General features: G+C 54.4%; 18 protein-coding genes and 1 pseudogene. 7 read left to right on the top strand and 12 right to left on the bottom strand.

What is annotated here, in order from left to right; translation table 11 throughout:
- Positions 1-32: 32 nt before the first annotated feature.
- The 5 genes from DK510_RS09760 (at position 33) to DK510_RS23620 (ending at position 4,389) form a co-directional block, all read left to right on the top strand.
- Entirely contained in the window at positions 33-1,040 is a 1,008-nt protein-coding gene (locus DK510_RS09760) for an AraC family transcriptional regulator (protein ID WP_109311915.1), read from the top strand.
- 152 nt (positions 1,041-1,192) lie between these two features.
- Positions 1,193-1,486 carry a glycine zipper domain-containing protein gene (locus tag DK510_RS09755; protein WP_145975873.1) on the top strand — a complete coding sequence of 98 codons (294 nt, stop codon included), beginning with the start codon at positions 1,193-1,195 and terminating at the stop codon, positions 1,484-1,486.
- 421 nt (positions 1,487-1,907) lie between these two features.
- Positions 1,908-3,290 (top strand): cytochrome ubiquinol oxidase subunit I, encoded by a 1,383-nt coding sequence (locus DK510_RS09750; RefSeq protein ID WP_109312173.1) that lies wholly within the window; start codon positions 1,908-1,910, stop codon positions 3,288-3,290.
- On the top strand, positions 3,290-4,291 hold the full coding sequence (cydB, locus tag DK510_RS09745; protein WP_109311913.1) for a cytochrome d ubiquinol oxidase subunit II: 1,002 nt from the start codon (positions 3,290-3,292) through the stop codon (positions 4,289-4,291). Before DK510_RS09750 ends, cydB begins: the two co-directional genes overlap by 1 nt.
- Positions 4,288-4,389 carry a DUF2474 family protein gene (locus tag DK510_RS23620; protein WP_109311912.1) on the top strand — a complete coding sequence of 34 codons (102 nt, stop codon included), beginning with the start codon at positions 4,288-4,290 and terminating at the stop codon, positions 4,387-4,389. The genes cydB and DK510_RS23620 overlap by 4 nt, the downstream gene beginning before the upstream one ends.
- 251 nt (positions 4,390-4,640) lie before the next feature.
- Here the strand turns inward: DK510_RS23620 and DK510_RS09735 are convergent, their stop codons facing one another.
- The 9 genes from DK510_RS09735 to DK510_RS09695 all read right to left on the bottom strand — a co-directional run bounded on the left by DK510_RS09735 (position 4,641) and on the right by DK510_RS09695 (position 15,301).
- The gene (locus DK510_RS09735; RefSeq protein ID WP_200833229.1) at positions 4,641-6,428 is read right to left on the bottom strand and encodes a DUF3604 domain-containing protein; all 1,788 of its coding nucleotides are present in this window, start codon (positions 6,426-6,428) and stop codon (positions 4,641-4,643) included.
- Between the two features lie 5 nt (positions 6,429-6,433).
- Positions 6,434-8,344, bottom strand: a complete 1,911-nt coding sequence (locus DK510_RS09730) for a DUF3604 domain-containing protein (RefSeq protein ID WP_234999013.1) — start codon at positions 8,342-8,344, stop codon at positions 6,434-6,436.
- A gap of 39 nt (positions 8,345-8,383) precedes the next feature.
- Complete coding sequence (locus DK510_RS09725) at positions 8,384-9,148, bottom strand: hypothetical protein (protein ID WP_234999011.1); 765 nt, start codon at positions 9,146-9,148, stop codon at positions 8,384-8,386.
- Positions 9,148-10,125: a transporter gene (locus DK510_RS09720; protein ID WP_160116493.1), complete on the bottom strand. Its 978-nt coding sequence runs from the start codon at positions 10,123-10,125 to the stop codon at positions 9,148-9,150. Before DK510_RS09720 ends, DK510_RS09725 begins: the two co-directional genes overlap by 1 nt.
- 102 nt (positions 10,126-10,227) lie before the next feature.
- Complete coding sequence (locus tag DK510_RS09715) at positions 10,228-10,662, bottom strand: DDE-type integrase/transposase/recombinase (protein WP_370246288.1); 435 nt, start codon at positions 10,660-10,662, stop codon at positions 10,228-10,230.
- Between the two features lie 295 nt (positions 10,663-10,957).
- Positions 10,958-11,677 (bottom strand): alpha/beta fold hydrolase, encoded by a 720-nt coding sequence (locus tag DK510_RS09710; protein ID WP_109311907.1) that lies wholly within the window; start codon positions 11,675-11,677, stop codon positions 10,958-10,960.
- Positions 11,674-13,215, bottom strand: a complete 1,542-nt coding sequence (locus DK510_RS09705; protein WP_109311906.1) for a proline/glycine betaine ABC transporter permease — start codon at positions 13,213-13,215, stop codon at positions 11,674-11,676. Before DK510_RS09705 ends, DK510_RS09710 begins: the two co-directional genes overlap by 4 nt.
- Complete coding sequence (locus DK510_RS09700; RefSeq protein WP_109312172.1) at positions 13,212-14,267, bottom strand: glycine betaine/L-proline ABC transporter ATP-binding protein; 1,056 nt, start codon at positions 14,265-14,267, stop codon at positions 13,212-13,214. The genes DK510_RS09705 and DK510_RS09700 overlap by 4 nt, the downstream gene beginning before the upstream one ends.
- A 68-nt stretch (positions 14,268-14,335) precedes the next feature.
- Positions 14,336-15,301, bottom strand: a complete 966-nt coding sequence (locus DK510_RS09695) for a glycine betaine ABC transporter substrate-binding protein (protein WP_200833228.1) — start codon at positions 15,299-15,301, stop codon at positions 14,336-14,338.
- 269 nt (positions 15,302-15,570) lie between these two features.
- Here DK510_RS09695 and DK510_RS09690 point away from each other — a divergent pair, with 269 nt between their 5' ends.
- Entirely contained in the window at positions 15,571-16,455 is an 885-nt protein-coding gene (locus DK510_RS09690) for a LysR family transcriptional regulator (protein ID WP_109311905.1), read from the top strand.
- 61 nt (positions 16,456-16,516) lie between these two features.
- Here DK510_RS09690 and DK510_RS09685 read toward each other — a convergent pair whose 3' ends face one another.
- Positions 16,517-17,218, bottom strand: coding sequence for an aspartate/glutamate racemase family protein (locus tag DK510_RS09685; RefSeq protein WP_109311904.1), 702 nt, complete (start codon positions 17,216-17,218; stop codon positions 16,517-16,519).
- A gap of 3 nt (positions 17,219-17,221) precedes the next feature.
- Positions 17,222-18,235 carry a D-cysteine desulfhydrase gene (locus DK510_RS09680; protein ID WP_109311903.1) on the bottom strand — a complete coding sequence of 338 codons (1,014 nt, stop codon included), beginning with the start codon at positions 18,233-18,235 and terminating at the stop codon, positions 17,222-17,224.
- Between the two features lie 122 nt (positions 18,236-18,357).
- On the opposite strand from DK510_RS09680, the gene DK510_RS09675 reads away from it, so the two are divergent.
- On the top strand, positions 18,358-19,245 hold the full coding sequence (locus tag DK510_RS09675) for a LysR family transcriptional regulator (protein WP_109311902.1): 888 nt from the start codon (positions 18,358-18,360) through the stop codon (positions 19,243-19,245).
- Positions 19,246-19,465: 220 nt separating this feature from the next.
- Here DK510_RS09675 and DK510_RS09670 read toward each other — a convergent pair.
- Positions 19,466-19,765 (bottom strand): annotated as a pseudogene (locus tag DK510_RS09670) (DDE-type integrase/transposase/recombinase); the annotation flags it as partial.
- Between the last annotated feature and the right edge of the window lie 260 nt (positions 19,766-20,025).

Below are 20,025 nucleotides of genomic sequence, written 5' to 3'. Positions count from 1 at the left end.
GCCGTTTGTGCCCGTCAGGGGAGGAAGCGAAAGTGCCACGGATCAGTGCATACAGACTGCAAAGTGTCGGGTTGCGTTATTCGCAAGAGCCCGGTGCGCGCATACCGTTTCCTGAAATTCTGGAAATGGCGGGGGCACCTTCGGATATCGTCAACAGCCCAGACGCCACTGTCGAACTGCTTCATGAAGCGGGCGCCGTTGAAACTGTGTGTCGTGTTTTGGAAGACAAGACCTTTGCCGCGCGGGTGGGGCTTTCGGCGCAAGGTCCCGGAACGCTTTTGGCTTACATTGTGCGGGCAGCAGAAACGGTCGAAGACGCACTGGCATTGACACAGCGCTTTTATGCAATGCAAGACCCTGACCTGCATCTGGATGTTGTAGGGGCGCCAGATGAACCCAAGATCACGCTGGAAAGTAGCGTGATCCCGGCGCATCAATATCCTCGCCATCGCGAAATGCTGGTTTTCGGTCTCTATAAGCGCGTTCAACAGATCACCTCGGGCGGATTTGCCCCTATCTCAATCGAGTTGGAAACGGACGACGTCGAGCATTGTAAGCTGTTAGCCGAGTTGGCCGGGTGCACCGTAGAAGGGTTCAAGTCCGGATACGCGTTGGCTCTGCCCCCAAACGGTATGAGTTTTCGGATCCCGACTGCAGACCCTACTTTGTTGGGGCATTTGCGTCGGCATGGGGAAGAACAGCTAAAGGCTCAACCTGATGCGGTCCGAAGTCTGTCCGATCGAATTGTAGACATGCTCGGGGAGCGTCTTCCTGGTCCAATTCCAAACGGCGATCAAATAGCCGGAGAGCTTGGATTGACGCGACGCACAATGACCCGGCACCTGTCAGCCGAGGGAACAAGCTTTAAAGCACTTTTAGAGGGGGTGTTGTGCGACCTGTCCAAACGGATGCTTCGTAGTGGTGAGGGTGTTGCCCGCGTTGCCTTCATGCTTGGATTTGCGGATCAGGCGGCTTTTTCAGTGGCATTCAAGCGATGGACAGGTGAAACGCCAGCCAGGTTTCGTAAAGCTGGCCGCTAAGTCTGCTGACCGCTGCAGCGCGCGGGGCCGTAAGATGTCCAAGATCCACAAAACCTTGTCCTGTCCCCAAAAGAAAGCAGGCCATGGGGTCACCTAGTTCAATGGCACACAGCAGCCGCGGTGGTTGCTGACCCAGAACAAGGATGAACCCTATGAAAACCTCGAAGAAATTCTTTATCGCCCCGATCTCCGGCGCACTTCTGATCACCATGGCAGCCACAGCTCATGCTGATTATGTCACTGATAAAGCCATCAAAGGCGCAGTTGTCGGCGCTACTGTCGCGGGCATTGCCGGCGAAAGCATCGTAGGCGGCGCGGCCGCCGGCGCTGCGGTTGGTGCCGTGGGCGGTGCGATCCAGAAAGACAATTTCGAAGACGCACAGGACGAGGCACAAGAACGCCGCGACGACTTCAAAGATGACCATAAGGACTGGAACGAAGACTGAAAGGCCATCCCAAACGCGCCGAAAAAAGGAGGAAACACAGCCGAACAAAACTGACCGGTCAGCATAAGGACCATCGGCCCTGCGCTGTTAGCATCCAGACGCAACGTGACTGACCACCCCGAACAGAACTCGCACAGTTTCTGATAGGTTGCCATCCGGCTCACAAAAGAGCCGGGTGGCAACTTTGTTTGGGGCGCTTGAACACCAGCCGTTCCCCGACTTCGCGTTTCAAATTCCGCTTCCGTTCTTGCCCTTCTCGACTTGGTTTTGTCCAAAATCCAAAAACAACCGTCCAGAACCCAAACGAACTGAAACGGGCTCCGCCCCAAATCCTGCTCATCTGAATAACATCGACGAGCTGGCAACCGAGGCAACCCAGGTGACTGCCGCTCTTTCCAATCCGACGCCAAAGGAAACGGCAATGAACCTACTAGCAAACTTTGACGCAGAGACCCTGGCACGCATCCAGTTTGCCTTTACTGTGTCGTTCCACATCATCTTCCCGGCCTTTTCCATCGGCCTGGCAAGCTTCCTGGCCGTCCTCAATGGCCTTTGGCTTTGGCGCAAGGACAAGGCTTACCTCAATCTCTTCAACTACTGGAAAAAGATATTTGCTGTCGGCTTCGCGATGGGTGTCGTGTCCGGCATCGTGATGTCTTACCAATTTGGCACGAATTGGAGCACATTCTCGGACACCGCCGGGCCAGTGATCGGGCCCTTGATGGCATACGAGGTGATGACGGCCTTCTTCCTTGAGGCAGGTTTCCTAGGCATCATGCTTTTCGGTCGCGAACGCGTGGGTCCCGGCTTGCACATGATGGCCACGGCGATGGTTGCCCTTGGCACTCTGATATCGGCCACGTGGATTCTTTCGGTCAATTCCTGGATGCAGACCCCGGCCGGATTTGACGTCAACGAGCTGGGGCAATTCATCCCAGTGGATTGGTGGTCGATCGTCTTTAACCCGTCTTTCCCGTACCGCCTGACACACATGGTGCTGGCGGCATATCTCACCACTGCCTTTGTGGTGGCCGGGGTTGCAGCTTGGCACTTATTACGCCGCAATCGCACAGCCGAGGTCACGCGCATGTTCTCGATGGCAATGTGGATGGCCGTTCTGGTTACTCCTCTGCAGATCGTTGCCGGCGACCTTCATGGTTTGAACACGCTGGAACATCAACCGCAGAAAGTGATGGCGATGGAGGGTCACTTCGATAGCCATCCCGAAGGCGCGCCACTGATCCTGTTTGGCATTCCAAACGAGGATGAGAAGCGCGTGGACTATGCCATCGAAATTCCGAAACTATCGTCGCTGATCCTGAAGCATGATCTGAACGCGCCGCTTGATGGGCTGGATACCATTCCCGACGACGAAGAACCCCCGGTCGCGATCGTTTTCTACAGCTTCCGCGTCATGCTTGCCATCGGCTTTGCCATGCTGGGCGTCGGGTTGTGGTCGCTTGTTCAGCGGGTTCGGGGCCGCCTCAACGAAGATCGCTGGTTGCACCGCGCATCCGTCCTGTTGGCGCCCAGCGGATTTGTGGCGGTACTGGCCGGTTGGATCACCACCGAAGTGGGGCGCCAACCTTACACGGTGTACGGGCTGATGCGGACATCGGACTCCCTTTCCCAAGTGGATGCGCCTGCAGTTGCGGCGTCTCTGATTGCCTTCATCGTCGTGTATTTCGCGGTGTTCGGAGCAGGCACGTTCTACATGCTGCGTCTCATGGGAAAACCGCCTGTCGAAGACTTCCAGAAAGCTCAAAAACTCATTGAAATCTTTACCTTGGCGGAGGCAGCGTGATGCTTGAACTCTCGACAATCTGGGCAGGCATCATTGCCTTTGCCGTTCTGACCTATGTGATCCTGGACGGTTTCGATCTTGGAATTGGGATCCTCTTTCCATTCGCAAAAACCGAAAAGGACCGTGATGTCATGATGAACTCGGTCACACCGGTTTGGGATGGAAACGAGACGTGGCTGGTCATGGGCGGCGGAGGTTTGTTTGCTGTTTTCCCGTTGGCCTATTCTGTAGTGATGCCCGCGCTTTATGTGCCTGTCATCATCATGCTTCTTGCGCTTGTTTTTCGTGGTGTTGCCTTCGAATACCGATGGCGAACGGTACGCGGGCGCTGGCTTTGGGATGTTGCGTTTCACGGTGGTTCAACCGTGGCCGCGCTTTGCCAGGGCATCGCGCTTGGCGCGCTGGTTCAGGGCATCCCGGTCGAAGGTCGGCATTATGCCGGTGGATGGTGGGATTGGCTGACGCCGTTCTCTGTCCTGACAGGTGTGGCCCTTGTGATCGGGTATGCCTTGCTGGGCGCGACGTGGCTCAACATGAAAACCACTGGAAGGATTCAGCGTCAGATGCGCTCCTGTGTCCGTCCGTTGATGCTTATGACACTCGGGCTAATCGGTCTTGTCAGTCTTTTGACCCCATTCCAAGACCCGATCTATATGGTCAGATGGTTTTCGGGGCCCGGCGTCGTTTTCACTGTGCTTGTGCCGGCTTTTGTTACTGCCATTGCAAGGAAGCTCGATCGTGGCCTGAAGGAACAGCGCGACTATCAGCCCTTTGTCTGCGCCATTGCCCTGTTCGTCGTGTGCTTCATTAGTATCGGGATCAGCTTCTATCCCTATATGCTGCCTCCAAGCCTTACGATTGCTGAAGCCGCCGCGCCAGACAGCAGTTTGGCTTTCGCTCTGGTCGGAGCAGTCATTCTGCTGCCGGTGATCCTGGCTTACACCGCCTACACCTACTGGGTTTTCCGCGGGAAGATTGATCCGGAGGAGAACTACCATTGAAAACGCTAAAACAAGTTTTCTGGTTCGGCGCGATCTGGTTCGGCAGTGTTTTGTGCTTGGCCATTGTCGCGTACGTGATCAGGTTGTTCATCACCTGAAGCCACGCCTAGGGTCAAATTTTCGTCTTTTCTGAACGCAACCCTACCCTGCAGTCCACTTTAGGCTCGGTGCTGGCGATCAGCGGAATATCGTGAATGACAGCTCTCCGGACAATGCTGCCGTAAGTTGCGAACTAAGAACGTTGTCTGCCTCAGCGCCGGTCCACTTCTTCAAGATATATACTTACCAGTGCATTGCGCCTGTTGCGCAATTTTCATACGCGGATTTATCTGAGGTTCAAGAAGCGCCTTTACCCGGCGGGCGTGTACCAGATCGGCGAGCCCCAGGCGCGTTCCTGAATTGTGGCAGGGACTTCTTCCAACAAAGGAAGGCCGGAACGAACGGCATCATACGTCGACCACCTAGGCGTCGGAATCTCGATCGCACGTGCATAATAGAACGCTCCTTGCTCTGGGTCGAAACCGGGGTCAGTCCAACTGCCCATCAATGTTGGGGCGCCAATGTCGTTCGTATACAGTGCAGTTTTCAGATCGACAGTATTGCCCACCGAAGGAAGTTTGCCATCTGCGGCGATCTCGCGATCACCGGACCAGGCCACGTCGATGATCTCTTCGTGGATCTCCCCCGCTGAGTCGACCCAGCCCTTGATGATCTGGATGCGATCCAGATTGGCGCCGTCCGGGTCTTTTTGCGCATATACGGTAAAAGTGGGCGCTTTGTCTCCAATCAAGTCATCACCCATCGGTACGCCGTTTTCATAGCCATCTTCCACCATTGCAACGGGATCGGTCGGATTGTCCGCAAGATCCGAGCCACCGAACATCCGCACTTTGACCCGAGGCCCGGATGTAGCGAAAGTTTCACGCCGTTTCATCGCGTCCCAGATCGAGGCTCGGGTGTTTTCTTCGGCCCAGACACCAGCAAGTGAACCAATCGAAAGGTCGATCCCGTCGATCCAACCGCCAACCCCGCCCTTGCGACGTCGATCAACACTACCATCTTCGGGACCGTGACCACCGATAAAGTCGTCTTCGGCCACATCCGACATCAGACCGTTGTGATTGTCTGTACCGCCGATGAACCCGTATTTATAGGGATTCACACCAAGCTCCTGCTGAGCGGCCAATCCTAATTTCAACCCTTCGCGCACAAAGTCGCGCTTGTGGAAATACCGGTTTGAGTTCTTCTGGATGGAATTTGCGTTTTCGAAACCGGCGAACTCATCCGCCTGCCAGAATGCTTCGTGTACTTCAGAATTACCCTTGATCTGCATCATTTCGATCAGCGGCTCCCAAGCTTGCCGTGTGCTGGCCCAGTCCTTGTCCGGAGCTTCGCCAAAACTATTGAGTTCGGGAAACATCTGCTGCTTTGACGCGTTCGAATTATGCGGGATCGCCAAAAGTGTTGATCCGTTGTCTTGTGCGTTTTGCAGCCAGTCCCAGAGGTCTTCGACCTTGTTGGAATCATAGCTGGACATCGGAAGTTCTGGGACCACGCTATCGCGGAAGATCACGTTGCGATGCATGTTGCCACCGTTTGGCGCTGCGGACCATTCAAAGGCAATCAAGGCGGTAAAACTGCCCGGATCATTGTGTTCCTCGGCGGCATCGATGATGATCTGCCAACCGGATTTGGTGGTCTCAGGCCCCTGATAGAAAGGTGGGTGGGTAGGATTTTCACCGCGATTGTTGGCGATGACGTACTTGTAGAACCAATCCTGTTTGTCCTTCAGCGTTTCCAAGCTGCGTAGTTGTTGCAGATCTTCCTGCTCGTATCCTGGTGCCTCGGGGAATATCGTCGAATACATCTCGCCCAGATATTCCACGTGATCGCTGACCGCTGCAAAATCGAGCGGGCGCGACAATTGTTTGTGACGCCCATTTACCAAGACTGACTTGCCCTTGGCAAAACGCAGGCTGTCAGACGGCATCAGCCGTGCACCACCTATATATGCATCCAGCGACAGTGCCGTATGCATATGGGTCTCGCCAAAGTACGCGTTACGCATTGGGTTGGGTTCCGCCGACGCCATAGTCGAAAGCGCCAAGATGGATGTCGCAATAATAAGTGTTTTCATCGGCTTCATCCTTCAGGTGTGTACCAGATCGGCGAGGTGTAGGCGCGCTCTTGCGTGATCATCTTGACCTCATCGGGCATGTCGATATCAAAGCGAACCGCATCATAGGCGGTCCAGCGTGGCGTCGGTATTTCGACAACACGAGCATAGTAGAATGCGTGCTGCGAGGGGTCGAACTCCGGATCAGTCCACACGGTACCCAGTTCAGCCCGGCCAATATCATTGGTCCAGCTTGGAATGCTCAGATCGACGGTATTTCCGACGGGTGGTAATTTACCGTCATCACCGGGCGTGCGATCACCGGCCCAAACCACGTCGTGGATTTTTTCATGGGTCTCGCCGTTTGCATCAACCCAGCCCTTGATAACCTGGATGCGGTCCAGGTTAGCACCAATCGGATCACGCAAGGCGTAAACAAGGAAAGACGGTGCATCGGTACCCGCCAGATCGCCCCCCATCGGGACACCCTTGGAATAGCCGATCCGGGCCAACTCGCGGTGTTTGATGTCGTCGGCCGCGAAGTCTCCGCCGAAGAACCGCACTGTGATGCGAGGGCCCGTCGTCGCATAGACCTCGCGCCGTTCCATCGCGTCAAAGATACCCGCTCGGGTGTTTTCAGTGGCCCAGACGGCCGTCGGACCCGGAGTGGCATATTGCCAACCCTTATAGGAAATTCCCAAATCCGCATTCCCTTTGGCCACCGAGGTGGCGCGGGTTTTTGACGGCTCCATCCAAGTGAACGCGCCAAAGAAGTTGTTGTCGAGCTGCGTGGTCAGCCCGGTGTGGATATCCGAACCACCCACAAAGCCCAGCTTGAAGGGGTTGATCCCATCGGATTGCTCAAAAGCAAGGCCATTTTTTAGCGTATTGCGCACCATTTCCGTGGCGAGCATCTCAGGAGTTTTGGCTTCGGAGACATCCAGATTGGCCCAATCCCACCGTTCGTATTCTGCAAACTCATCTGTCGGGGACAGCATCGGATGGGTTTCGCTGTCTCCTTTAGTCTGGCCAATTTCAACCAGTTTTTCCCATTGCTGCCGGGTTTGCAGATACTCTCGGTCAAAAGGCGCGTTGTTGTTCAGCGTGTCATTCAGCGCAAACATGATGCCGTTGCTGAGGTTCGGGTTGTGCGGAATCGCCAGCACGTCCCCTCCGGTCTTGCCCTCATAGCTTTGCATCCATTTCCACAGATCGCGAGGATCCGGGCTGCCCATTGGTGGTGCCATCAGGAATGGAACCACTTGCAACGCCCTCTCAGGTCCATCGCGAAAGATGACATTGCGATGCAGGTTGTTGCCTTCGGTCAACGAGGTCCATTCATAAGCAATCATCGCAGTAAAGACATGCGGGTCGTTGAATTCTTCTGCGGCCTGTACCAGATCGCGCCAGGTATTGTCATAGCCTGGCATCCCGGGTTGATACAGCAACGCCTGGCTCAGCGTGCCCTGACTGAATTGCGCGATCAGGTCGATGCTGGCCTGTTTGGCGTCGTCACCGCCCTTCGCGAACGCCTCGTGAAACTTCTTGCCCTGTGCATCCGCCATGATGTTTGGCGCACCTTTTTTGATGTCGGTAATCACCCCCATGCCATCGGTGTGTTCAGTCAGCATGTAAAAGTCGAAAGGACGCTCAAGCATGACGGGTTGTCCCGTGTTCGACGTCACCTGCTCGCCCCGGGCGAACCGGTACATGTCTCGCGGCATCAAAGTCGTGCCGCCGCCACCTGCATCCGCGGACAATGCCGAATGGACATGCGTATCACCGAACAGGACCCTGGTCGGAAATCCCCGGTTGGCATTGGGAGAATAAGGTTGCCCCTTGAGGTCCCCAGCCGCATTGTCAGCCGAGGCCGTATCCTGCGCCAGCGCGGGTAACGTAAGTGACACCGCAAGTGCAGTTGCCAGAGTCAAATGCATGGTCATCTCAAACCCTTTCGTTCAAATATCCGCCCATCGTCATTTCGGCACCAACAGCTTTGCTGTCAGGCCAATCGTGTCTTGCGGCCCGGTGCCGGCATCATAGAAATTACGCTCATAGCTCAGCTGCCACTGAACCGGGACACCGCCGAGTTTGCTCAACTTCGAGACTTTTAGCCCAATCGGCAGGCTGGTGAATTCTGATCGGTCCCAATCGTATACAACAGTCATGTCAGATGTGCCGACCGACCAGCCCTGATCAAGCGTGTAGCTGACGATGGGTTGCAGAGTCGAAATGTTAACGTCCGGTCGCGTGTTGTCGCCGGCAACAGTCAGAATGTTCTGATTGAATAGCCCTGCAAGCCCCCACCCCGGCCGCGCCACGAAACCAAGCGCTGGCCCCAACCCCCATTTTTCGGCGCCGACACCATCAGCAGCCGTTGGCAGCAGGGCCACGACACCGATCCCGTAACGACCCCACGAACGGTCAAAGGCTGCCAGATTGAATAGGGTGGCTTCGCCGATCCCGGTGTCGCCATTTGAGTTAAATGTAACCGAGGGAAGTGTCAGGCGGGCAATGTTACTGATCCCCCCCAACTGAAACGGAATGGCGGCGCGAAACTGGGTAACGTTCAGTGCCCCGTTCGCATTGTGCAAAGAAGGTGAATAGAAATTCTGCAGTTGAAACGACATCAAGGACGCGGTCGGGTCGCTGGCTTGGCTGGCCAATGTCTGATTGTCCTGCTGTGCAATCGCAGAGGCTGGAATGACAGCCATCAGGACAATAGACGGAACACACCTCATCAGAACACCAATCCAACGGTCATCCAGACCTTGTCGCTTTCAAATCTACGTTTGGCCCCAAACTCCTTGATGTACTTTGCCTTGATTGAAATCGGTGTCTGGCCGACCTGGGTTGACCAGGTGACGATCGGGCCCAGCCCATAAACACTGGCCTCCAAACTATCAGCGCCAAGCAATTGTTTGATCCCATCCGCCCCGCTGCCGCTGTCATCGCCAATTTGATGATACGCATAGCCGGTCACACCAAGGGCAAGCTTGTTGGGTAAATGCCGCATGACCGTGCCTTCAAAATGCGCCTCGGGCGCGGTCTGATAGTCGGTGGCGTCGTTCTCGGCGCTGAAGGTGACGCCGAACGATCCTGAATACTCCCATCCCGTGGTCGGATCGAACCAGGTCATCGACAGGGTTGGGTCAAATGCAAATCGGTTTTTTCCGGCATTCAGGGCGTCAATCGACCGGTTTGCCACGTTTATTTGAGTGGTCTGATAGTGGCCTGTGGGCAAAAAGAACTGTAGAGCCAAAGTGGTGTGCAGCTTGTTCTTGCTCCAATTAAAGAGCGGCGTAAAAACGATGTCACCAAATGCGTGTTCACCGTCGTCTTCCAAGGTTCCCGAAAATCCCGAGCTTAGATCTCCGGAATAATGCCCGTTCGCTGAAACGTAAGGCAGATTGAAGTTGAGGCCCAACCGCGCACTGCCCCATTGGGTGTCAAAAACATGAGTGAAATTGAACTTGTAAGTAAAAACATCAATGTCCGGGTCGGTAACGACCACACCGCCTGATGCCATGCTGGGAGCTGTACCGTTGAAAAACACAAAATCATTGTTCAGGTAAATTCCTGGAGGCGGAAGAACGCCTGACATGCTGTCGCGGCTACCAAGCAGGTAAGTCTCGATACCACCCTCTACTGCTTGCGCCCTGTGTGCAGAAAAGAGCGCCGAAACACATAGCGCGATTAGACCTAGAATCGATTTCAATGTCATTCTCCAAAAAAAATTCGGAGCGCCTGCTCGAACGCTTTCAAATATTGTGATCTGAAATCTACGCACAAATTGCAAAAAATGATAGTTGTTGGACGACTACCCAAAATCAAAGAAATTCCGCCCCTCTTGGCGGCAAATCCTTGACTTGGAGCAATAGGCGCGCCGCTGGCTTTTGATCTGGAAAATGCAGATTGTGGCGTGAATGTTGAATGTGTGTCGGCTGGTGAGAGATCGCTCCTGGTTGAAATGGTAATAGACGGAGGAATGAAAGAAGGCGAATTCTTGCAAACTTCGCATGAGCCTGAAACGCTGCATGGCACACTCTCTTTGTCGAAATGGGAGATGCGAGTTCTCAACGCGGTTATTGAGCCACCTGCCCGTCTTCTGTTTTTCCGTCGCTCCAAGATCTCTAAGCCCAGCACGGTATGACGCGAATCGATCTGTTACAACTTCGTCCGCAACACCGTGCCGCTTCATCAATTTCCTGAGGAATTTCAATGCTGCGTGCTTGTATCGACGTTTGGCGACAATGGCTTCTTACACCTCTTACACCTCGCCCTCCTGATCGACAGTGCGCACAGGTAGTGCAGCCAAAATGTACCAGAAGGAGGCAGGTTTGGTCATTCCAAAACGCTACGAAACCGCCCTGCCCCGCTCACGCAAAGTTAATCTGACAAGACGCCCGAGCGGATTGTTGGAATACAGCGTTGCAAACAGGCGTTCGCCGCCCGTTCATACTCAATCTCAGCAAAATCCACACTCTCCGGGAAAGACCGGTAATGGTCAAGACAGCGGCCGTTCCAACATTTTGGCTGCAGACCACCTGTCAGGTGGCACAAAAATCTCGAAGAATCGAACTAAAGAGTTCCGGCTTCTCTAAATGCGTCGCGTGAGCACATCCTGGTATCACGGCGAGGTTGGCGTCGGGAATTGATTGCCACAATTGCTCGGTTTGGCTCCATGGATAGGTCCGATCCCGGTCACCCCAAATCACCAACGTACGGGTCCTGATATCCGCCAAATGTTTGGCGCCGCTCCAACCTTCCATCGCGTCGAGCCCAGTTAGCATGGTTTGCAGGCTGCATTGTTCTGCAATCACAGCACAGTCCTCAAAGGCCGCAGCATTTCCCCGATCGAGAAACCAGGTTGCCGCGATACGTCTGGCCGTAGCTCTTGGTCCTTCTATATTCGCCCGGTGCTTTGAAGTGCCGATTGTCTCAAACCGGCCGGGTAAGATGCCAATTGTTCCGGTGCCGTAAAGCACCAACCGGTCGATACGTTCGGGCGCACGGGCAACCATTTCCTGAACGATCATCCCACCCATTGAATGGCCGATCAGGATAAATCGCTCAATTCCCCGCACGCTTAATTCCCTCAGCGCCCACTCGGCAAAGCCCGCGATGCTGTCGGGGGCATTGAGATGCGCATTCTCTCCAAATCCCGGTAAGTCCAGGGCCACGACGTTGAAACCGGCCAGGGCTTCGACTTGCCCTAACCATTGTCGACTGCCGCCCAAAAATCCATGGACGAATACGACAGGTGTCATTTGCGCCCACCCTGTACAATGCGATCAAGGATCATAGCGCAGAAAAGGATCGCAAACCCGGCGAGGATACCTTGGCCCACATTGGCGTATTGCAACGCTTCCAGAACGTCCTCACCCAGCCCCTTGGCGCCGATCAGCGAGGCCACGACGACCATCGCCAGCGACAACATAATCGTCTGGTTGATCCCCGCGCGGATCGATGGGCTTGCTAATGGAAGATCTACCTTAGTGAGCAAGTACCACTTATTGGCACCGAAACTAATAGCTGCTTCGCGCACGCTTTCTGGCACACCACGCAGACCAAGAACGGTCAATCGCACCACCGGTGTGCCGCCAAAAATCATCGTGACCACAACCGCCGCTGGCTTTCCAACGCCGAAGAACGCAATCACGGGTACCATGAAGACGAAGGCTGGCATGGTTTGCATAAAATCCATGATCGGCTGGATAAACGCGTAGAACCGTGGGCGACGGGCAGCAAACATGCCAAGCGGAATTCCAATGACAATAGACAAACACGCCGCTGTCCCCAACAAGGCCAGCGTGGTCATGGCACCTTCCCAGAAACCCAAGAGGCCCATATAGGCCAGAAATGCGCCTGAATAGATCGCCGTGCTAATGCCAGCGGTCAGCCAGGTCAGCAGAATGATCAGGCTCGCGATCACGATCCATGGCGTCTGGACCAGTATGACTTCTAGCGCATCCAGCAAAGTGCGGATGCCGAATGTCAGCCCGTCAAAAAAAGCCTCGCTGTTGCGTACGCACCAGGCGATGAAATCTTCCACCCACGTGATACTGGTCAGGCGGATGTTTGGGTCTGTCGGGAAATGGCTAAGCAGCGAAAAGCGCCCGGGGAAACTGTAGTGCATCATCGCTGCGGTGACGATCAGCGCCATGAAGATCGCGCTGAACACGATCTGCGACACCGGCATGGCCGAGCGTATCGAACGGTCTGATAACCATTCCGAGAAACGTGCCTCAAGCGCCCAGTTTGCCACCTGAGACTGTATCAGTTTGACGATGATCAGTATGATCAGGCCGGTCAGAATGATGTAAGGACCTTCAGCGGCCATCGCCTCGGCCTCGGCACGGATACCCCCTATGTTTTCTTCAAGCGAGTCCACCGTTCGCTGATAGACATCGATCTTGTCCGAGTTGTTTTCGATAGCCGCCGCCAATTGCTGACGACGCAGTTCAAGCGTCCCTTCAATCGATGCAATACGCTCCATTGCCTCGGCTGCCAGATCGCCGAACAGTCCTCGCGCAATCTGCACAAATGCTATTGTTTCGAGGATCAGAAATGGTAACGCCCATGACCACAGACCCCGCGCGCCGAACCAGACCGGGCCAAACAATCCGGCCATCAGATTGAAAGTTGGCGTAAAGCGGGACGACGCACCAATCTTGTCGAAATTACGGATGTAGTAGTCAGGGCTGGTGCGCACAAAGGTGCGAATGTTTTCACGCCGCTCTTCGGCGTAGGCAATGGCCGCTTCGCTTTCGGTATCTTCCAACGGGTTCACATCAGAAAGGCTCATGACACTTCGGTCCCTTCGATCACGGTGCGCAACAGATCGGCACGGGTTATGACGCCAACATCCACGCCGCCGTCCTCCACAAGGATTGCGCTGCTGTTGTCGATCGCCAGATTTATCAGCGTGCTCAGATTTTCGCCTTCATTCACGCGCGGGGCATCCGCCGATAGCGGCCCATGGGCCGCTATATGTTCTGGAATTGGCCGCATGACCGCATGGGCGCGCACCACTTTGAGGCGTGAAATACCCGCAACGAAATCAGCCACATAGTCATCAGCGGGGTTCATGACGATGTCTTCGGCTGTTCCGATCTGCACCACCTTTCCATCGCGCATGATCGCGATCCGATTGCCGATGCGGACCGCCTCATCCAGGTCGTGTGTAATGAAGATCGTGGTCTTTTTCAGGATCTTGCTCAGGCGGATAAATTCATCCTGCAATTGCCGCCGGATCAAAGGATCAAGGGCCGAGAACGGCTCGTCCATCAAAAGAACATCCGGGTTGGCTGCCAGCGCGCGAGCCAGGCCCACACGTTGTTGCATGCCACCGGACAGCTCGTGTGCGAACTTTGATCCCCAGGCACCCAGTTCGACAATATCGAGAATAGCAGCAGCCTGACGCATGCGTTCATTCTTGCTGACCTGCCGGATTTCCAGTGGCATTGCCACGTTATCCAACACCGACCGATGCGGCATCAGTGCAAAGTTCTGAAACACCATACCGATTTTGTTGTTGCGAAACTCCTGAAGTTCTTTTGGCCCCAAGGCCATGACATCGGTGCCTTCGATTTCGATCTTACCTGCAGTGGGCTCCAGCAGTCGGTTGAAATGGCGGACCAGAGTGGATTTCCCGCTACCTGACAGACCCATGATGCAAAAAATCTCACCCCGGTTTACCGAAAGGCTGACATCAGCGACGCCGACAACACAGTTGTATTCGGCCAGCACTTGGGACTTGTCCAACCCACGGTCGCGGATCGCCTGCAACGCCACCTCGGGCCTGCCCCCGAATATCTTCCAAACATTCGAGATTTCAATAACGGTATCGTCGCTCATGTGCCCCCCAGAGAACTGTGCGTGGGTGGCGCCACCAATTGGCGCCACCCTTTTTTCTGGAAGTGGGATCAGAGACCCAGCCAGGCGTCCACGCGATCCGGGTTCGCCTCGACCCATTCGCGGGCAACTTCTGCCGGATCACGACCTTTACCACTGATTTCATAGGCAAAACCGCTAACATCGTCCGCCGTCAGGGCGAAATTCGCAAAAAAGTCAGCAACTGCCGGAGAACGGTCCGGCAATGTGTTGGACCACGCGATCTGAACGTTCTTAAGCGCGTCTTTGGTCGCAACGCTGGATTTGCTGTACCAATCCGGATCGTCCGAGGGCTGAACCATCACGTATTTTGCCGGGTCGAAAGTCGGCTCGCTCAGCATTTGCACGTCGAACATGTACCAGACCGCATGTGGCTTGTAGCAGTAGAAGGCATAGCCTTCGCCTTTGGCGATGCTATCCTTGATCCGCGCGGTCTTCACGCTTTCCTCAGCGCGGACCGGTTCGATGAAATCAAGCAGACCGTAATCGCGGGTTTTGACTTCGTTCACATTGGCCGAAGCCCAACCCGGCGCTCCGATCCACATTTCACCCTTTCCGTTGCCATCACTGTCCATCAGCGCGGCAACATCGGGGCGGCCTAAATCCGCAATATCGGTTATGTTGTTTGCTTCACCAAAATCCTTGCTAACGCAGAAACCCTGATTGCCTTCATAGGGGTTCGACGACAGAGTTACTGTGCCCGCTTCGTCTACATATTTCTTGGTAAAGCTTTCTTGGTTGGGCAGCCAAACATCGGGGTGCACGTCGATATCTCCCTTACCCTGATCCATCGCCTGAAAAATCGTGGCGTTGTTGCCGGGCACATATTCAACTTTGCCGCCGATACGCGTTTCGACAACTGCGCCCAGAAGATGAGCAATTGCCTGCGCCCCGGTCCATGACGGCACACCGATTTTGACCTCTTCAGCTGCAATCGCGGGCATTGCGTAGATACCCAGCGCCGCCGCCATGCCAAATGCCTTCAGCTTCTTTCTCATGATAATCTCCTCTGTTGATTTGCGCCGTATTTTGGCGTCGTATTTTTTAGTCAGTCTCTTTCCCATCGCTCGGCTGTGTCGTGCCAAGTCGCCCCGGGCTGTGACTTCGGGCGGAAGGGTGAAAAGGGGACAAACCGCCGGGCCCTAGCTTGAAGTCTAGAGTATGAGGTTTTCTGAGGGCCAATTCGAACATTTCATCAAACTATTCCTGTATTGCATAGTTTTGGGTATGCTCGACCTAGGCTCTCTTTTAACTGCAGGTACACACAATGGATTTGAACTGGTTGCGTGATTTTGAATGCCTCGCCCGGACACTGAATTTCACCCGGTCGTCCGATGAACGTAACATCACACAATCCGCATTCAGTCGTAGAATCAAAGCGTTGGAGAGTTGGGTCGGGTTGCCTTTGGTCAATCGCGCCACCTATCCTGTTCAATTGACAGAAGCAGGTCAACAATTCCTGCCGGTTGCTCTGGCGGCGATCTCACAACTGTCAGAATCCCGTCAATCGCTGCGGGATGCCGACCGTGGGGATAGCCGTTTCATCCGGTTTTCGGTCCTTCATACGATCGCGGTTAATTTTTTGGCAAGTCGCATCGAAGAGTTGCAGATGAAGATCCCCGATCTGCGCACTCGTGTACTGTCAGATTCCCTAAGCACCTGCTGTGACCTGTTGGTAGAGGGCGCGGCGGACATTCTCTTGTGTTACAATCACCACTCCGTTTCACCGATGATTGATGAAACCGCATTTGAGCGAAAAGACCTGTTAAAGGATCGTCTGGTGCCAGTGGCTAAGGCTGATTCAGCGCGTGCCATGGGTTGGAACCTCGCAGAGCAGGATGGACTACCCATCCCCTATCTGGCATATGACCGTTCTTCGTTTTTGGGCATGGTTGTAGAAAATACCATAGACCGCGAACCCCTGAACGCCGAGACGATTTATGTTGATAGTCTGGTTGAGACAATCAAGAGACGCCTGATTACCGGAAGCGGATTTGCCTGGATGCCCGAAACCGCGATTTCGCCAGAGCTAGATGCAGGATTGCTGGTGCCAATCGGCGATAACGCGTGGTGTGCCACCTTGACGATTTCCGCTTTTGCCAATCCGGCGACCTTTGATCAGACAGCGCAACAGCTTTGGGATCAATTATGAACAAAGGTATCTGTTGACTTACAGATTGCCTCAGAGCGCTGTGGCGCACTTACTCAACCGACTAAGCTTGCCCTGCGTGGGAAAATTCGACAATCGCTTGGACAAGCAGGTCAATCGTATCAATGGCATTGACCTCGGCCGCAACACTATCAGCGATGAGCGAGAACTCTGAGCAAGCCACAAGCTGCAGGTCAGCGCCTGCGGCGACAAGTTCTTTCGAGGCAACTCTAAGTGTTTCGCGCCCTTCATTGCACAGGCCGTCAGTCTTAATTTTTTGGACCGCTGCAAGCATTTTTTCATCGTCCGCCGGCCAAACAACCGAAAGCCCGCGCGTTTGCAGCTTTGTCTCGAATAGATAAGTACGTTGTACGGCTGGCGAGGCAAGCATTCCGATACATCCCCCTGAACCAAGCGTCCGAGCCGCATATTCAGCTGCCAGTTCGATCAAGTTCAGCAAGGGGATGTCCACGAAATCCGTAATCGCCTTGGCATAGTGATGGGCGGTGTTGCACGGCATCGCCAGCGCTAAGGCTCCAGCATCTTCAAGCCGACGCGCCATAGCGGCAAGCGTCGGCCCCGGATCCTCGCCGACGCCCTCGAGTAGATGACTAACCCGCGAAGGCACCTGCGGGTTCATGTCGATCAATAAAGGTATGTGGTCTTGGTCACCAGTTGCGGGTACTGCCGCCACCAGCTTGCGCTGGAGGAGGATAGTCGCTTCGGGGCCCATACCGCCAAGAATTCCAACCGGGCGCAGTGTCATGGCTCAGACAGTCACCCAGCGATTTTGATGATCAAAGGCAAAATCATACCCCCCAAGGGCTGCGGCACCCCCGGTGTGCAGGAACACAATCCGTTGGCCGTTGAACTCACCTTTGCGGGCAAGATCAATCAGACCGGCTGCGCCCTTGGCTGAATAGCACGGATCGAGAAGGATGCCTTCGAGCTCTGCAAACATCTGGATCGCCTCTATGCCACTTGCCGTTAGCAGGCCATAGCCCTCGCCGACATAGTCAGTATTGGCCTTCACGTCTTCGCGCTTGACCACGCCTGCGCAGCCTAGTTTTTCAGCGGTTTTGCAGGCGAGGTCAAAAACCATCTGTTCTTGCTTGGGCTGAGGCGCCCTTGTGCCGATGCCCAGCACGGGCACCTGCGCATTCATCGCACACATGCCCGTCACCAACCCGGCCTGCGTTCCTGAAGAACCGGTTGCATGCACCAATCTGTCAATTTGCAAACCATTGTTGTTTGCTTGTGTCAACAGTTCAAAGGCCGCGTTAACATAGCCAAGTGCGCCGGTCGGGTTCGATCCGCCGCCAGGAATGACATAGACATTGTGCCCTTCCGCGCGCTTCTTTTCAGCTGCCTTTTCCATCTCACCCGACATGTCGTGGCCGCCGGGGAACTTCTCGGTGGTTGCACCATGCAAATGATCTAGCAGGACGTTGCCGTTCGTATTGTAGTTTCCATTTTGGTAACCGGTGCGATCCTCCAAAAGGATGTGACAATCAAGCCCCAGCTTGGCGGCAAATGCAGCCGTCTGCCGACCGTGGTTGGTTTGCGTGGCCCCTTGGGTCATCACGAAGTCGGCGCCCTGCGCCTCGGCCTCAGCCATTAGAAATTCAAGCTTGCGGGTCTTGTTGCCACCGGTCGACATACCGGTGCAATCATCGCGCTTGATCCATATTTCGACCCCCAGTTCTTTTGACATTCGAGTCATAGGTTCAAGCGGCGTTGGAAGATGGGCAAGATGCAGGCGGGGAAAACGGGCAAGGTGCATGTCGTGGTTCCTAATATTTGTTTTTGTCAACTTACTGTGCACAGAAGCGCTTTCCTAATTCGAACTTCGGTACATAAATTGCAGGAATTGCATATTGACACGAACTGCACTATCGATCCGCCATGCGTCTTGAGTGGATCGACGATATATTGGCCGTGCTTGATAGCGGCTCTCTCGCCCGCGCGGCTGAAAAGCGATTACTGACGCAATCCGCGTTTACACGGCGGGTGCGGCTTATCGAAGAAAACACTGGCGCCACGTTGTTTGACCGTCGCCGAAAGCCAGTCTCTTTGATGCCAGGGGTGCGGGAACTGGAATTTGAATTACGTGAACTCAGCGCCCGGCTGCATAGGATTCGGCACACCTTAAAAACTGCGAGTGATCAGATAGGCAAATCGCTGTCTTTTGTTTGCCAACACGCGCTCACCACGACAATCTCACCCGAAATTGTTCGTGTTTTAACTGAAGGCGGTGAAATCTCGGTTCGCGTGCGTTCAGGAAATCAAGACGAGTGCCTGATGCACCTGATTTCAAAAGAAGTTGATTTTGCCATCATGTACGCGGTGCCTGATGACAGTATTCAAGAACCCGTTAACGCGTTTGAAACCAAAACACTCGGGATGGATACTTTGGTTCCAGTCTGTGCGCCTACTATACGCACCCAAGTGACGGAAGCCGTAATTCCTACAATCAGCTACCCACCCGAAGTCTTTCTCGGGCAGGTCTATTCCAGGACGATTGCGCCGCGATTACCTGAAGGTAAAACCGCAGTGCCCAGAGCTGAAACCGCACTTACGTTGGCCATACTACAATACGCCTTGAATGAAATCGGCATCGCGTGGTTGCCCCACTCTCTAGTGGCGCCCCACCTTTCAGAGGGCACGCTTGTGTGCATTGACGATGTGCTGCCCACACAGCTTCTGGCAATCAGGGTGGTCCGCTTGGCAGAATCTCAGTCAGATCATGCGGAGCAAATATGGAATAAGCTTGAAGACATTTTCATTTTCTAGCTTCGCCGCAACACTCTCCAATCCAAATGGCAAGCCATACGTGATTACAAGGACTTTGCTTCCATTGCACACTGTTCGGTTGGGCGAAAAACAGAACAACTACCGACTAACGTCGGTAGGATCGGCGATGTGGAATTCCAGGTATTGGCAAACCATAAAGTGACAGACTGTCGACGACTAGAATCGGTGAACTAGGAAATCATGTATCCACGGATTTGGATTTGGTCCGACCCTTGGTAACAACGGTTTCCAACACCTCGCCCTCGCGATCAGCGGCGCGTCGGAGATAGTGCCGTATGCCATCAATCTTCACAAACACCTCGTCGACATGCCACTTGGAATTTGAGTATGCCGTCAACTTCTGGACCCTTTATCCCCGGATTTCCAACGCGAAGACCGGGCCGAAACGGTTCCGCCAATAGCGGACAGATTCATGACCTACTTCGATACCGCGCTCATGTAGCAGGTCTTCCACATTTCGAGGCGACAATGGGAACCGAACATAAAGCATCACCGACAAAAGGACATTCTCGGGACTGGTTTTGAAGTACTTGAACGGCGATCAATTTTTCATGCCCGGAGATTAGGAAAGCCCCCTGCTCACATCAACCCAACGTCTTCTGCCAAGACCGTTCGAAACATCCCCCCCAAAAAAACGTAAAGTGGGCTTTGAGGCATCAGGAAGCTTTGTTTGTACACTTGGCTGGCATCCTCACGTGTAGGAACTGTGGTAGACTGGCTCCGAGGACATTCTAGCAGGAGATCTCCCGGTGCTACCGA

It is taken from the genome of Ruegeria sp. AU67 (assembly GCF_900312795.1).
Taxonomy (GTDB): Bacteria; Pseudomonadota; Alphaproteobacteria; order Rhodobacterales; family Rhodobacteraceae; genus Ruegeria; species Ruegeria atlantica.
This window is presented reverse-complemented; position numbering and strand designations above follow the sequence as displayed.

What these genes read in the sequence shown, in the direction of transcription:
- DK510_RS09755 (WP_145975873.1), top strand. Translation starts at nt 1,193, where the DNA reads ATGAAAACCTCGAAGAAATTCTTTATCGCCCCGATCTCCGGCGCACTT.
- DK510_RS09750 (WP_109312173.1), top strand. Translation starts at nt 1,908, where the DNA reads ATGAACCTACTAGCAAACTTTGACGCAGAGACCCTGGCACGCATCCAG.
- cydB (WP_109311913.1), top strand. Translation starts at nt 3,290, where the DNA reads ATGCTTGAACTCTCGACAATCTGGGCAGGCATCATTGCCTTTGCCGTT.
- DK510_RS09735 (WP_200833229.1), bottom strand. Translation starts at nt 6,428, where the DNA reads ATGAAAACACTTATTATTGCGACATCCATCTTGGCGCTTTCGACTATG.
- DK510_RS09730 (WP_234999013.1), bottom strand. Translation starts at nt 8,344, where the DNA reads ATGCATTTGACTCTGGCAACTGCACTTGCGGTGTCACTTACGTTACCC.
- DK510_RS09725 (WP_234999011.1), bottom strand. Translation starts at nt 9,148, where the DNA reads ATGAGGTGTGTTCCGTCTATTGTCCTGATGGCTGTCATTCCAGCCTCT.
- DK510_RS09710 (WP_109311907.1), bottom strand. Translation starts at nt 11,677, where the DNA reads ATGACACCTGTCGTATTCGTCCATGGATTTTTGGGCGGCAGTCGACAA.
- DK510_RS09705 (WP_109311906.1), bottom strand. Translation starts at nt 13,215, where the DNA reads ATGAGCCTTTCTGATGTGAACCCGTTGGAAGATACCGAAAGCGAAGCG.
- DK510_RS09700 (WP_109312172.1), bottom strand. Translation starts at nt 14,267, where the DNA reads ATGAGCGACGATACCGTTATTGAAATCTCGAATGTTTGGAAGATATTC.
- DK510_RS09695 (WP_200833228.1), bottom strand. Translation starts at nt 15,301, where the DNA reads ATGAGAAAGAAGCTGAAGGCATTTGGCATGGCGGCGGCGCTGGGTATC.
- DK510_RS09690 (WP_109311905.1), top strand. Translation starts at nt 15,571, where the DNA reads ATGGATTTGAACTGGTTGCGTGATTTTGAATGCCTCGCCCGGACACTG.
- DK510_RS09685 (WP_109311904.1), bottom strand. Translation starts at nt 17,218, where the DNA reads ATGACACTGCGCCCGGTTGGAATTCTTGGCGGTATGGGCCCCGAAGCG.
- DK510_RS09680 (WP_109311903.1), bottom strand. Translation starts at nt 18,235, where the DNA reads ATGCACCTTGCCCGTTTTCCCCGCCTGCATCTTGCCCATCTTCCAACG.
- DK510_RS09675 (WP_109311902.1), top strand. Translation starts at nt 18,358, where the DNA reads ATGCGTCTTGAGTGGATCGACGATATATTGGCCGTGCTTGATAGCGGC.